The sequence below is a fragment of the Massilia yuzhufengensis genome, from assembly GCF_900112225.1.
GTDB classification, from domain to species: domain Bacteria; phylum Pseudomonadota; class Gammaproteobacteria; order Burkholderiales; family Burkholderiaceae_D; genus Telluria; species Telluria yuzhufengensis.
Window position 1 is genome coordinate 134,589 of the sequence record NZ_FOLD01000001.1, and the last position, 13,238, is coordinate 147,826.

Here is a 13,238-nt window from a genome sequence, read left to right on the forward strand (position 1 = left end):
GTGTGGAAGCGGAGCGTAAACTGGACAAGTTTACGCAGGCTGGAAAACGCATCGGTTTTGCACAAACGGTACCTGTGGATATCAAGAACCTTATCCACAGGTGGGCTCTGGACATCCGTTTACGATCTGGTAAGCTTGCCTCATCGAATCACGAAACGGAGGGGTTGTGGATCTTGCCGCGCTGCTTCACAGGCCCGAATACCGTGCTCTCAAGGGAAGACTGCGCCTGTGCGCTTCCCGTGGCAGGTCCAGTTTCGTCCAGGAGCGCTAGCCAGTGGAGTCGGCTGGCGAGTACGACTACATCATCGTCGGGGCCGGTACATCCGGCTGCGTGCTGGCCAACCGGCTGACGCGCAATCGCGACGTCAATGTCCTGCTGCTGGAAGCCGGCGGCAGGGACGATTATCTGTGGATCCATATCCCGGTCGGCTACCTGCATTGCATCGGCAATCCGCGCACCGACTGGCTGTTTCGCACCGAAGCCGATCCCGGCCTGAACGGACGGGCGCTGATCTACCCCCGGGGCAAGGTACTGGGAGGCAGTTCCTCGATCAATGGCATGATCTACATGCGTGGCCAGCCGGCCGATTACGAGCGCTGGGCCGACCTGTCGGGCGACGATTCCTGGCGCTGGGACCAGGTTTTACCGCTCTTCAAGCGCAGTGAAGACCACTACGCCGGCGCCTCCGAACTGCATGGAGCGGGCGGCGAATGGCGGGTGGAAAAGCAGCGGCTGTCGTGGAAGATCCTGGACGCCTTCCGTGAGGCTGCGGCCGAGACCGGCATCCCGAAACTGGCTGACCTGAACGCCGGCCTGGGCGAAGGCTCCGGCTATTTCGACGTCAACCAGCGCCGCGGCATCCGCCTCAATACCGCGAAAGCATTCCTCAAACCGGTGGCCAACCGGCCCAACCTGACCATCATGACCGGCTGCCACGTCGAGCGCCTGCTGTTCGAGGACACGGACCAGGGGAAAACCTGTACCGGCGTGCAGTTCACCGGCGGCGGCGTCGCCTACACGGCGCGCGCCGAGCGGGAAACCTTGCTGGCGGCGGGGGCGGTGGGTTCGCCCCAGATCCTCCAGCTCTCCGGTATCGGCGCGGCAGCAGAACTGCAGCGCCACGGCATCGTTCCCGTGCGCGACCTGCCGGGCGTCGGCGACAACCTGCAAGACCACCTGCAGCTGCGGATGATCTTCAAGGTCGCCGGCGTCACCACCCTGAATACGCGCGCCACCAACTGGTTCGGCAAGACCCTGATCGGCCTGGAATACGCGTTGTTCCGCAGCGGGCCGATGTCGATGGCGCCGTCCCAGCTCGGCGCCTTTGCCCGTTCGTCGAAGGACCTGGCGGCGCCCAACCTGCAATACCATGTGCAGCCGCTGTCGCTGGACAAGTTCGGCGACCCGCTGCACCGCTTCCCGGCCTTTACGGCCAGCGTGTGCAACCTGCAGCCGAGTTCGCGCGGGCACGTCCGCATCGCTTCAAGCGACAGTTATGCACCGCCCAGGATTACCCCGAACTACCTGAGCACGGAGGCCGACCGCAAGACCGCCGCCGCGGCGCTGGCGCTGACGCGCCGCATCGTCGCCGCGCCGGCGCTGGCGAAATACCGCCCGGAAGAGTTCATGCCCGGGCTTCAATACCAGAGCGAAGAAGAACTTGCCCAGGCGGCCGGCCTGGTCGGCACCACGATTTTCCATCCGGTCGGCACCTGCCGCATGGGGCGGGACGACGATCCGATGGCGGTCGTCGATAGCCGCCTGCGCGTGCGCGGCGTGGCCCGGCTGCGGGTCGTCGATGCCTCGATCATGCCCTTCATCACGTCGGGCAATACCAATGCCCCGACCATCATGATTGCAGAAAAAGCGGCCCGGGACCTGGTCGCCGAGTACGGCTAGGCAGTACGCCGGCGTGCAATTTTGCACAAGGGGCGTGCGGCCAGGCAGGGGATGCGCACCCCACACGCCAGCCCGGCCGTATTGTGAGGCCGGGGTCTTGTATGTATGATCAGGCAAGTAGTGTCCTCTTTGATTGCAGCACCACGTGGTGGAGATTCAATGGCGGATGTCATCCTGGAGACGAGGCAGCTCACCAAGGAGTTCAAGGGATTCACGGCGGTCAGCGAAGTCAGCCTGCAGGTCGAACGGGGCCATATCCACGCGCTGATCGGCCCGAATGGCGCCGGCAAGACCACCTGCTTCAACCTGCTCACCAAGTTCCTGGTCCCGACCGCAGGCCACATCCTCTTCAACGGCCGCGACATCACCGCCGCCCGGCCGGCCCAGGTTGCCCGCATGGGCATCATCCGCTCCTTCCAGATTTCCGCCGTGTTTCCCCATCTGACCGTGCTCGAGAACGTGCGCATCGGCCTGCAGCGCCAGCTCGGCACCAGCTTTCACTTCTGGCGCAGCAGCAGTTCGCTTCGTCTTCTGGACGAACGCGCGCTGGCGCTGCTGGCCGAGGTCGGCCTGGAAGGCCTGGCGGGCACCCTCTCCGCGGACCTGCCCTACGGGCGCAAGCGCGCACTGGAAATCGCCACGACCCTGGCGATGGAACCGGAACTGATGCTGCTGGACGAGCCGACCCAGGGCATGGGCCATGAAGATGTCCACAGGGTGACGGAACTGATCAAGAAAGTCTCGGCCGGCCGCACCATCCTGATGGTCGAGCACAATATGAACGTCGTGGCCGGCATCTGCGACCGCATCTCGGTCCTGCAGCGCGGCGCCGTGCTGGCCGAAGGCAGCTACGCCGAGGTGTCGCGCAACCCGCAGGTGATGGAAGCGTACATGGGCACCAGCGACGGCGCACTGGCGGGAGCGCAGCATTGAGCCCGGCACTCGAGATCACCGGCCTGGACGCCTGGTATGGCGAATCGCACATCCTGCACGGCCTCAGCCTGACGGTCCAGCCCGGCGAAGTGGTGACCCTGCTGGGGCGCAACGGTGCGGGACGGACCACGACGCTGCGCGCCATCATGGGCCTGACCGGCCGCCGCACCGGCTCGATCCGGGTCGGCGGCGTCGAGGCGATCGGCTTGCCGACGCACCGCATCGCCCATCTCGGGATCGGCTATTGCCCGGAAGAGCGCGGCATTTTCGCGTCCCTGTCGGCCGAGGAAAACCTGATGCTGCCGCCGCAGCTAAAGGGGGCAGGGGCGGGCATGACGCTGGACGAGATCTATGCGATGTTCCCTAACCTGTACGAGCGCCGCAACAGCCAGGGCACGCGCCTGTCCGGCGGCGAGCAGCAGATGCTGGCGCTCGCCCGCATCCTGCGCACCGGCGCGCGCCTGCTGCTGCTCGACGAGATGTCGGAAGGGCTGGCGCCGGTGATCGTGCAGGGCCTGGCCCGGATGATCATGACGCTCAAGGCCAAGGGCTATACGATCGTCATGGTCGAACAGAACTTCCGCTTCGCCGCGCCGCTCGCGGACCGCTTCTACGTGGTCGAACACGGCCAGGTCGTCGAGACCATCGCGGCCGCGGAACTGGAAAGCAGGATGCCGGTGCTCACCGAGCTGCTCGGCGTCTGACAATGTGCCACACACCCGCCAACCTGAAAACGGAGACCCCATGAAACGCACTGCCATCGCCCTTGCCGCCGCCGCCACCGTCTTTGCCATGCCTGCCCAGGCCCAGGTCTCGGGCGACGTCATCAAGATCGGCTTCATCACCGACCTGTCCGGCGTATATTCGGATGTGGACGGCAATGGCGGGGCGGAAGCGATCCGCATGGCCATCGCCGACATGGGCGGCGCCATCAACGGCAAGAAAATCCAGCTGGTGGTGGCCGACCACCAGAACAAGCCCGACATCGCCGCCTCCAAGGCGCGCGAATGGTTCGACCAGCAGGGCGTCGACCTGCTGATCGGCGGCACCAATTCGGGCGCCAGCCTGGCCATGGCCAAGGTGGCCGCGGAAAAGAAAAAGGTCTTCATCGCGATCGGCTCCGGCACCGCGCAACTGACCAACGAACAGTGCACGCCCTACACCGTGCATTACGCCTACGACACGGTGGCACTGGCGCGCGGCACCGGCTCCACCATGATCAAGCAGGGCGGCAAGTCCTGGTACTTCCTCACCGCCGACTACGCCTTCGGCCAGTCGCTCGAGAAAGACACGGCCGACGTCGTCAAGGCCAATGGCGGCACCGTGGTGGGCAGCGTCAAGCACCCGCTGTCGGCTTCGGACTTCTCGTCCTTCCTGCTGCAGGCGCAAGCGTCCAAGGCGCAGGTGCTGGGTATGGCCAACGCGGGCGGCGACCTGATCAATGCAGTAAAAGCCGCCAACGAGTTCGGCCTGAACAAGAAAATGAAGATCGCCGGCCTGCTGGTGTTCATCAACGACATCCACACGCTGGGCCTGAACACGACCCAGGGCATGTACCTCACCGAAGGCTGGTACTGGGACCGCACCCCGGAAAGCCGCGCCTGGGCCAAGCGCTATTTCGCCAAGATGAACAAGCAGCCGTCGATGGTGCAGGCGGGCGACTACTCGGCCGCAACCCAGTTCCTGAACGCGGTAAAAGCCACCGGCACCGACAATGCCGAGCAGGTCATGGCCCACCTGAAGAAAACCCCGGTCAACGACATGTTCGCCAAGAACGGCGTGATTCGTGCGGATGGCCGCATGGTGTACGACATGTACCTGATGCAGGTGAAGACGCCGAAGGAGTCGAAGGGGGCGTGGGATTACTACAAGGTGGTGGCGACGATTCCGGGGGACCAGGCGTATACGAAAAAGGCGGAGACCAAGTGTGCGTTGTGGAAGTGAGTGCCTCTTTTAGTCGCAGCTCAGTCACCGCCGTACCACTCTGAGTTACACGTAAGACCGTCATCCCGGCGCAGGCGGAAACAATGCCGCAGGCATTGTTTTCTCCAAGTTTGCATGCGCTGACGGTACGCAACAAACTTGGGCACCGGCCTTCGCCGGTGCGACGGTTTTACGGCGAGCGGCAAGCGCAGACGCCAGCGCACTGCGCACTGCACGCAATCCAACATCGAAAACCGAGCCCATGGAAATCTTCGGCATCCCCCTCCAAGCCCTGATGAGCCAGCTCCTGCTGGGCCTGGTCAATGGCTCCTTCTACGCCATGCTCTCGCTCGGCCTGGCCGTCATCTTTGGCCTGCTCAACGTCATTAATTTCTCCCACGGCGCCCTGTACATGGTCGGCGCCTTCGCCGCCTACATCGGCGTGAGCAGCTTTGGCCTGAACTACTGGACCATGCTGGTGCTGGCCCCGCTGCTGGTCGGCCTGCTGGGCATCCTGATCGAGCGGTCCATGCTGCGCTGGCTGTACCAGCTCGACCACCTCTATGGACTGCTCCTCACCTTCGGCATCACGCTGCTGCTGGAAGGCGTGTTCCGTTCCTTCTTCGGGGTCTCCGGCCAGACCCTGGACGTGCCGGAACAGCTGCAGGGCGCTACCGACCTTGGCTTCATGATCCTGCCCAACTACCGCGCCTGGGTGGTCGCCGCCTCGCTCGTGGTCTGCCTGTCGACCTGGTTCGTGATCGAGAAAACCCGCCTCGGCGCCTACCTGCGCGCCGGCACCGAGAACCCGAAACTGGTCGAAGCCTTCGGCATCAACGTGCCGCTGATGGTCACGCTCACCTACGGCTTCGGCGTGGCGCTGGCTGGCTTTGCCGGCGTGCTGGCGGCGCCGGTGATCAATGTCACGCCACTGATGGGCTCGAACCTGATCATCGTCGTGTTCGCCGTGGTCGTGATCGGCGGCATGGGGTCGATCCTCGGCTCCATTGTCACCGGCCTGGGCCTGGGCGTCATCGAGGGACTGACCCGGGTGTTCTATCCGGAAGGCTCGGAAGTGGTGGTGTTCGTCGTGATGGTGATCGTCCTGCTGCTGCGTCCGGCCGGACTGTTTGGCAAGGAAAAATAGGCATGAATAAAAAGATCGCTTACGTGCTGGCGCTGGCGCTATTCCTGGCGGCGCCCTTCTACGCCTATCCGGTGTTCCTGATGAAGCTGCTGTGCTTCGCCCTGTTCGCCTGTGCCTTCAACCTCCTGATCGGTTTCACCGGCCTGCTCTCGTTCGGACATGCCGCTTTTTTTGGCAGCGCCGGCTACGTCACGGGCTACCTGCTGACCAGCATGGGCCTGCCGACCGAGCTCGGCATCGTGCTGGGCGTGGCTGCTTCCAGCCTGCTGGGGCTGGTGATTGGCGCGCTGGCGATCCGCCGCCAGGGCATCTATTTTTCGATGATCACCCTGGCGCTGGCGCAAATGGTGTATTTCGCGGCGCTGCGTTCGCCGTTCACGCATGGGGAAGACGGGCTGCAGGGCGTGCCGCGCGGCCGGCTGTTCGGCATGCTCGACCTGTCGAGCGATGTCAACATGTACTACGTGGTGCTGGCCATCGCCGTCGCCGGCTTCGCACTGATCCACCGCACCGTGCACTCGCCGTTCGGACAGGTGCTCAAGGCCATCAAGGAGAACGAGCCGCGCGCCATGTCGCTCGGTTACGAGGTTGACCGCTACAAGCTGCTGGCCTTCGTCCTGTCGGCCGCGCTGGCAGGGCTCGCAGGCGCCACCAAAACGGTCGTGCTGGGCTTCGAGACCCTCACCGACGTCCACTGGACCATGTCGGGCCTGGTGGTCCTGATGACGCTGGTAGGGGGCATGGGGACGATGGCCGGGCCGATCATTGGCGCCTTCCTCGTCATCGCGCTGGAAAACAAGCTGGGCGAGCTTGGCGCCTGGCTGGCCGAACAGCTTGGCATCGCCTGGTTTTCGACCCTGGGCGAGTCGGTCGGCATGGTCACGGGCCTGATCTTTATTGTCTGTGTTCTATTGTTCCGTCGTGGTATTGTTGGGGAGATAGGTGCGCTGCTCGAGCGCGGCCGCAAACTCGCCGCCTGAGCCCGGGCGGCTGCACGCGCCAAGCGAGCCAACATGAACCTGGAATCCCACTACGTCGATCTGCACGGCCTGCGCAAGTTCTATGTCAGCGCCGGCAGCGGCCCGGCCGTCATCCTGCTGCACGGTTTTCCCGATACCCACGAGATCTGGCGCCTTCAGCTGCCGGCGCTGGTCGCCAATGGCTACCGCGTCATTGCACCGGACATGCGCGGTTACGGCCGCACCGATGCGCCGGCCAGCGCGGGCGCCTACGCGATCGAATTCCTGTGCGCCGACATCCTGGGCCTGATGGATCACCTCGGCCTGGCCACGGCTTCTCTGGTCGGCCATGACTGGGGCGGGCTGGTCGGCTGGCAGCTGTGCATGAATGCGCCGCAGCGCTTCGATCGGTTCGCCGCCTTGTCCACCGGCCACCCGGCGGCGATCGCGGCGGCGGGCGTGGCCCAGCAGATGCGCTTCTGGTATGTGCTGGGTTTCCTGATGCCGGTGGTGGCGGAACATGCGATCCGCGCCAACGACTGGTTCTTCCTGCGCCAGATGACCCGGCGCCCGGACCAGCTGGCGAGCTGGCGCGCGGCGCTGGAACCGGAAGGGCGCCTGACCGCGGCGCTGAACTATTACCGCGCCAACCTCAAGCTGGGCCGGCCGCACAACTGGCGTCCGGTGCAGGTGCCGGTGATGGGCGTCTGGAGCGACCGCGACCCGGCGCTGGGCGAAAAGCAGATGCTCGATTCACTCCACCATTGCCGCAAGGGCTTCCGCTACGAGCGCCTGGCAGGGGCGGGGCACTGGATGCAGCTGTCCGCCACCGACCGCCTCAATGCGCTGCTGCTCGACTTCCTGCGCCCTTCATAGTGCCGCCGCATAGATCGTGCGTGCGTCGGCGCGCGTGACGTCGCGCGGGTTGTTCCCCAGCAGCCTGGTCTGCAGCATGGCATCGTCGGCCAGGCGATCGAGGTCTGCTTCCTGGATGCCGACCTGCTGCAGGGTCGTTTCGATGCCCGTGATCCTGGCGGTTTGTTGCATTGCACCAATGAGCGCTGCGGCCCGCGCCTCGTCGCTTCCGCTCGCAAGCGGCGCCACGATGCCTGCCAGTTCCGCGTACCAGGTTGCCACCCTCTTCGCAAGCCCGGATCAGGTTGCGCGACAGCGACAGCGCCTCGCGCGCCAGCGCGTCCGACAAGAGATTCTTCTTGTGCCTGCTCGTAGAGGCTTCGATCGCATGCACCATCGCATCGATGCCGGTGGCCGCCGTCACCAAGGGCGGCAAGCCCAGGGTCAGCGCCGCATCGAGGATGGCCAGGTCCGCATACAGTTGCGACGCGACCACACCCGTCTTGCTGGTGGCGCCGGTCGTGACGATGGCGATGTTCGTGACTTCGGACCCAGTGCCGGCGGTGGTCGGGATCTGCGCAAGAGGCAGGCGCTTGCCCGCCACTTTGCCGATGCCGTACATGTCCGCCAGCGGCTGGCGGGTCCCGGCCAGCACGGCGACCAGCTTTGCCACGTCCATCGAGCTGCCACCGAAACCAATCACCAGGTCGGCGTCATGGCGGCGCGCGGCGTCGGCGGCGTCGCGCACCACGGCTTCAGGCGGATCGGCGACCACGCCGGAGAAGACCGCCGGGGCCATGCCGGCCTGCTGCAGGCTGAGCAGCGGCAGTTCGAGAAGGCCGGTGCGCAGGAAGCCGGCATCGGTCACGATGAACGGCCGCCGCGCCCCAGGGAAGCGTTCCACCAGCACGTCGCCCAGGCGCTTGGTAACGCCGGCTTCGGACAGGATGCTGGCAACGGTGCTGAAAGCGAAAGCGGTCATGCGGTGTCTCCTTGTTTTTTAGCGACAAGCTTACCGTACAATGCAGCCTCTGCATTCCTCCCAATGTTTTCTCCCATGATTGATTTTGCTTGGCTCGGCGTCGCCGCCTTCACGGCCGGCCTGGTCGATGCCGTCGTCGGCGGCGGTGGCCTGATCCAGATTCCCGCGATCTTTTCCGTGTTGCCCAAGGAGGTGCCGGCGACCCTGCTCGGTACCAACAAGTTTGCCAGCATCTTCGGCACCAGCGCTGCGGCCGTGAACTACGCGCGCCGGGTAAGGGTGGCCTGGAGTACCGCGGCGCCGGCAGCCGCCGCGGCGTTTATCCTGTCCTTCGCTGGCGCCTGGACCGTGACCCGGGTGCCGGCCGACTTTGTACGTACGCTGCTGCCGATCGTCCTGGTGGCGGTCGCCGTGTACACCTTCCGCAAGAAGGACCTGGGTGCCGTACATGCGCCGGTGCATAGCGGCCTCGCCGAGCGCTACTGGGCCATCGGAATCGGCGCCGCCATCGGTTTCTATGACGGCTTCTTTGGGCCGGGTACCGGCAGCTTCCTGATCTTCCTGTTCGTGCGCTTCTTCGGCTTCGATTTCCTCAGTGCGTCGGCCGCGGCCAAGATCGTGAACGTTGCGTGCAACTTCTCGGCCCTGATGTGGTTCGGCTACAGCGGTCACCTGTTGTGGCAACTGGGCCTGATGATGGCGGTGTGCCAGGTGGGCGGTTCGCTGATCGGCACCAGGCTGGCGCTGAAACACGGCAGTGGTTTCGTACGTAAGCTATTCCTGGTGGTGGTGTCCGGCTTGATCCTCAAGACTGCCTACGATGCCTTCACCAAGATCGGTTGGTGATTGTTCCACGTGAAACAATGAAGCCGGGCTTGCCCGGCTTTTGTTTTTGTTCCACGTGAAACAATCGTCGAACAGTCGAGCTAACTGTTCCACGTGAAACAAAAAATGTCGTTTTAGGCGCCTTGCAGAGTCCTGCAAGAAAAAAGAATCTATAATCGCGCATTAGTCTCCTCGCCTCACTCCCAATCATGCTATTTCCAACTGAATTCGACGTCATCGTCGTCGGCGGCGGCCATGCCGGTACCGAGGCTGCACTCGCGTCTGCACGCACTGGTCAGAAGACCCTGCTGCTGACCCACAACATCGAAACACTGGGCGCGATGTCCTGCAACCCGTCCATTGGCGGCATCGGCAAGGGCCATCTGGTCAAGGAAGTCGATGCCCTCGGGGGCGCGATGGCCATCGCAACCGACGAGTCCGGTATCCAGTTCCGCATCCTGAACTCGTCCAAGGGTCCGGCCGTGCGCGCCACCCGCGCCCAGGCCGACCGCATCCTGTACAAGCAGGCCATCCGCTCGCGCCTGGAAAACCAGCCGAACCTGTGGCTGTTCCAGCAAGCCGTGGAAGACTTGATGGTGGAGGGCGACCGCGTAGTCGGCGCCGTCACCCAGGTCGGACTGAGCTTCCGCGCCCGCGCCGTGGTCCTCACCGCCGGCACCTTCCTGGATGGGAAGATCCACGTCGGCCTGCAGAACTATTCCGGCGGCCGCGCCGGCGACCCGCCCGCCGTATCGCTGTCGGCGCGCCTGAAAGAGCTGAAACTGCCGCAGGGCCGCCTGAAAACCGGCACGCCGCCCCGTATCGACGGCCGCAGCATCGACTTTTCCGTGCTGGCCGAACAACCGGGCGACCTCGATCCGGTACCGGTGTTCTCGGTCATGGGCAATGCCGCCATGCACCCGCGCCAGGTGCCGTGCTGGGTGACGCACACCAACGAACGTACCCACGACATCATCCGCAACGGTCTCGACCGCAGTCCGATGTACACCGGCGTCATCGAAGGCATGGGTCCGCGTTATTGTCCATCGATCGAAGACAAGATCCACCGCTTCGCGTCGAAAGAATCGCACCAGATTTTCCTGGAGCCGGAAGGCCTCACCACCAACGAGTTCTACCCGAACGGGATCTCGACCAGCCTGCCGTTCGACGTGCAGCTGGCGCTGGTGCGCTCGATGAAGGGCATGGAAAACGCTTTTATTTTGCGTCCCGGCTATGCGATCGAATACGACTATTTCGACCCGCGTGGCCTGAAGGCCTCGCTGGAAACCAAGGCGATCAAGGGCCTGTTCTTCGCCGGCCAGATCAACGGCACCACCGGCTACGAAGAAGCGGCGGCGCAAGGCTTGCTCGCCGGCCTGAACGCCGCACTGCAGACCAAGGGCGAGGAAGCCTGGACCCCGGGCCGTTCCGAAGCCTACCTGGGCGTGCTGGTCGACGACCTTACCACCCAGGGCGTGGCCGAGCCTTACCGCATGTTCACCAGCCGCGCCGAGTACAGGCTGTCGCTGCGCGAAGACAATGCCGACATGCGCCTGACTGAAATCGGCCGCAAGCTCGGCATTGTGGGCGACGCCCAGTGGGCCGCCTTCGAGACCAAGCGCGAGTCGGTGGCGCGCGAGCTCGAGCGCCTGCGCGCCACCTGGGTCAATCCGCGCATCCTGGCAGCCGCCGAATCCGAGCGCGTGGTGGGGCAGGCGATCGAGCGCGAGTACAACCTGGCGGACCTGCTGCGCCGGCCGAACGTGCAGTACGATACCCTGATGAGCATGACCGGCATCGAAGGCCAGCCGCTGGCGGGTCCCGGGGTCGAGGACCCGGCCGTGCGCGAACAGGTGGAAATCCAGCTGAAATACGCCGGCTACATCGACCGCCAGGCGCGCGAAGTGGAGCGCCACGACCACTACGAAAACCTGAAGCTGCCCGAGAACCTGGATTACCTGGAGATCGGCGCGCTGTCCTTCGAGGTGCGCCAGAAGCTCGACAAGCAGCGTCCGGAAACCCTGGGCCAGGCATCGCGCATCTCGGGCGTGACCCCGGCAGCGATCTCGCTGCTGCTGGTGCACCTGAAAAAGCGCGGCGCCAAGGGCTTTACCAACCCCGATACCAATAACAATACGGAGCTGGCGCAATGAAGTATTTCGACCGCGCCGCGCTGGCGCAAGTGCTGGCGGACGGCGTCAAGGAAATGGCTCTTGCGGTCACGCCGGCGCAGCAGGAGCAGCTGCTCGACTACCTGGCGCTGATGAACAAATGGAACAGCGTCTATAACCTGACCTCGCTGCGCGACCCGATGCAGATGGTGACCCACCACCTGCTCGATTCGCTGGCCGCGGTACCGGCCTTCGCCGGCGCGCAGAACGTACTGGATGTCGGGGCAGGGGGCGGATTGCCCGGGATCGTGCTGGCGATCAGCCGGCCGGACATGAAAGTGGCCATGATCGACACCGTGCACAAGAAGACCGCCTTCCTCAAGCAGGTGAAGGCGGAGCTGGAACTGTCCAACGTCACCGTGCACACGATGAAGGTGCAGGACCTGCAGGTGAGCGACAAATTCGACGTGATTACCTCGCGCGCTTTTGCCGACCTGTCCGATTTCCTGGAATGGTCGGGTCACCTGTTGGCGGAGGGCGGCAAATTCATCGCCCTGAAAGGCACGGCGCCACCGGAAGAGCAGGAGCGGATTCCGGCCCCATGGAAAGTGACCGGATTACAGCCATTGCAGGTGCCAAGGCTGGAAGCGGAGCGCCACCTGGTTTTCGTCGAGCGATCCAAGTAAACAAAATAAACCGTATAAATCGTTTATACCGTTTATACAATACGAACCGTTAAAATGGTTTGTACGGTATGAACGGTATAGAGTCTTGCTCACTGCAGCGTAGCATTGCACCCACGGATAACAACAGATGGCGAAGATTTTTTGCGTAGCGAACCAGAAGGGCGGAGTCGGCAAGACCACCACCAGCGTCAACCTGTCGGCGGGCCTGGCCAAGCTTGACCAGCGCGTGCTGCTGGTCGACCTCGACCCACAGGGCAATGCCACCATGGGCGCGGGCATCAACAAGGCCTCGCTCCAGTCCTCGATCTACCAGGTGCTGCTGGGCGAGGCCGACGTGTCCACCGCGCGCCTGCGCTCGGAAGCGGGGCGCTTCGACGTGCTGCCCGCCAACCGCGAGCTGGCCGGCGCCGAAGTGGAGATGGTCTCGCTCGAAAACCGCGAGCGCCTGCTCAAGGACGCGCTGGCCGCGGTGGACCAGGACTACGACTTCATCCTGATCGATTGCCCGCCGGCGCTGTCGCTGCTCACCCTCAACGGCTTGTGCTCGGCGCACGGCGTGATCATCCCGATGCAGTGCGAGTACTACGCGCTCGAGGGCCTGTCCGACCTGGTCAACACGATCAAGAAGGTGCACGCCAACCTCAATACCGACCTGAAGATCATCGGCCTGCTGCGGGTGATGTTCGATCCGCGCATGACGCTGTCGCAGCAGGTATCGGGCCAGCTCGAGCAGCACTTCGGCGACAAGGTGTTCAAGACCATCATCCCGCGCAACGTGCGCCTGGCCGAAGCGCCGTCCTACGGCATTCCCGGCGTCGTGTTCGACCCGTCGTCCAAGGGCGCCCAGGCGTACATCGCCTTCGGCGCCGAAATGGTCGAGCGCATCAAGACCATGTAATTACAGAAAGCTGACACAG

Annotated in this window: 11 protein-coding genes and 1 pseudogene; 11 read left to right on the plus strand and 1 reads right to left on the minus strand. The window is 64.2% G+C overall.

Annotation, left to right across the window (positions count from 1 at the left end):
- The first annotated feature begins 274 nt into the window (after positions 1-274).
- From BM031_RS00595 to BM031_RS00625, 7 genes are all read left to right on the plus strand, one after another.
- Positions 275-1,900, plus strand: a complete 1,626-nt coding sequence (locus tag BM031_RS00595; protein ID WP_091869663.1) for a GMC family oxidoreductase — start codon at positions 275-277, stop codon at positions 1,898-1,900.
- 159 nt (positions 1,901-2,059) lie between these two features.
- Positions 2,060-2,833, plus strand: a complete 774-nt coding sequence (locus BM031_RS00600; protein ID WP_091869666.1) for an ABC transporter ATP-binding protein — start codon at positions 2,060-2,062, stop codon at positions 2,831-2,833.
- Positions 2,830-3,537: an ABC transporter ATP-binding protein gene (locus tag BM031_RS00605; protein ID WP_091869669.1), complete on the plus strand. Its 708-nt coding sequence runs from the start codon at positions 2,830-2,832 to the stop codon at positions 3,535-3,537. Before BM031_RS00600 ends, BM031_RS00605 begins: the two co-directional genes overlap by 4 nt.
- A 40-nt stretch (positions 3,538-3,577) precedes the next feature.
- Positions 3,578-4,777: an ABC transporter substrate-binding protein gene (locus BM031_RS00610; RefSeq protein WP_091869672.1), complete on the plus strand. Its 1,200-nt coding sequence runs from the start codon at positions 3,578-3,580 to the stop codon at positions 4,775-4,777.
- 241 nt (positions 4,778-5,018) lie between these two features.
- Positions 5,019-5,903, plus strand: coding sequence for a branched-chain amino acid ABC transporter permease (locus tag BM031_RS00615; RefSeq protein WP_091869675.1), 885 nt, complete (start codon positions 5,019-5,021; stop codon positions 5,901-5,903).
- Positions 5,904-5,905: 2 nt separating this feature from the next.
- The gene (locus BM031_RS00620; RefSeq protein ID WP_091869677.1) at positions 5,906-6,883 is read left to right on the plus strand and encodes a branched-chain amino acid ABC transporter permease; all 978 of its coding nucleotides are present in this window, start codon (positions 5,906-5,908) and stop codon (positions 6,881-6,883) included.
- A 33-nt stretch (positions 6,884-6,916) separates the two neighbouring features.
- Positions 6,917-7,738, plus strand: a complete 822-nt coding sequence (locus BM031_RS00625; protein ID WP_091869680.1) for an alpha/beta fold hydrolase — start codon at positions 6,917-6,919, stop codon at positions 7,736-7,738.
- Here BM031_RS00625 and BM031_RS00630 read toward each other — a convergent pair.
- Positions 7,733-8,699 (minus strand): annotated as a pseudogene (locus tag BM031_RS00630) (iron-containing alcohol dehydrogenase). The gene BM031_RS00625 and the pseudogene BM031_RS00630 overlap by 6 nt on opposite strands.
- A 75-nt stretch (positions 8,700-8,774) precedes the next feature.
- On the opposite strand from BM031_RS00630, the gene BM031_RS00635 reads away from it, so the two are divergent.
- The 4 genes from BM031_RS00635 (at position 8,775) to BM031_RS00650 (ending at position 13,219) form a co-directional block, all read left to right on the plus strand.
- Entirely contained in the window at positions 8,775-9,545 is a 771-nt protein-coding gene (locus tag BM031_RS00635; protein ID WP_091869683.1) for a sulfite exporter TauE/SafE family protein, read from the plus strand.
- A gap of 188 nt (positions 9,546-9,733) precedes the next feature.
- Positions 9,734-11,677, plus strand: a complete 1,944-nt coding sequence (mnmG, locus tag BM031_RS00640; RefSeq protein ID WP_091869686.1) for a tRNA uridine-5-carboxymethylaminomethyl(34) synthesis enzyme MnmG — start codon at positions 9,734-9,736, stop codon at positions 11,675-11,677.
- On the plus strand, positions 11,674-12,321 hold the full coding sequence (gene rsmG, locus BM031_RS00645) for a 16S rRNA (guanine(527)-N(7))-methyltransferase RsmG (RefSeq protein WP_091869689.1): 648 nt from the start codon (positions 11,674-11,676) through the stop codon (positions 12,319-12,321). Before mnmG ends, rsmG begins: the two co-directional genes overlap by 4 nt.
- Before the next feature lie 127 nt (positions 12,322-12,448).
- Positions 12,449-13,219 carry a ParA family protein gene (locus BM031_RS00650; protein WP_091869691.1) on the plus strand — a complete coding sequence of 257 codons (771 nt, stop codon included), beginning with the start codon at positions 12,449-12,451 and terminating at the stop codon, positions 13,217-13,219.
- The last annotated feature ends 19 nt before the right edge of the window (positions 13,220-13,238 follow it).

Bases quoted from the DNA above. Each gene is read 5' to 3' on its own strand.
- BM031_RS00600 (WP_091869666.1), top strand. From the start codon at position 2,060: ATGGCGGATGTCATCCTGGAGACGAGGCAGCTCACCAAGGAGTTCAAG.
- BM031_RS00610 (WP_091869672.1), top strand. From the start codon at position 3,578: ATGAAACGCACTGCCATCGCCCTTGCCGCCGCCGCCACCGTCTTTGCC.
- BM031_RS00615 (WP_091869675.1), top strand. From the start codon at position 5,019: ATGGAAATCTTCGGCATCCCCCTCCAAGCCCTGATGAGCCAGCTCCTG.
- BM031_RS00620 (WP_091869677.1), top strand. From the start codon at position 5,906: ATGAATAAAAAGATCGCTTACGTGCTGGCGCTGGCGCTATTCCTGGCG.
- BM031_RS00625 (WP_091869680.1), top strand. From the start codon at position 6,917: ATGAACCTGGAATCCCACTACGTCGATCTGCACGGCCTGCGCAAGTTC.
- BM031_RS00635 (WP_091869683.1), top strand. From the start codon at position 8,775: ATGATTGATTTTGCTTGGCTCGGCGTCGCCGCCTTCACGGCCGGCCTG.
- mnmG (WP_091869686.1), top strand. From the start codon at position 9,734: ATGCTATTTCCAACTGAATTCGACGTCATCGTCGTCGGCGGCGGCCAT.
- rsmG (WP_091869689.1), top strand. From the start codon at position 11,674: ATGAAGTATTTCGACCGCGCCGCGCTGGCGCAAGTGCTGGCGGACGGC.
- BM031_RS00650 (WP_091869691.1), top strand. From the start codon at position 12,449: ATGGCGAAGATTTTTTGCGTAGCGAACCAGAAGGGCGGAGTCGGCAAG.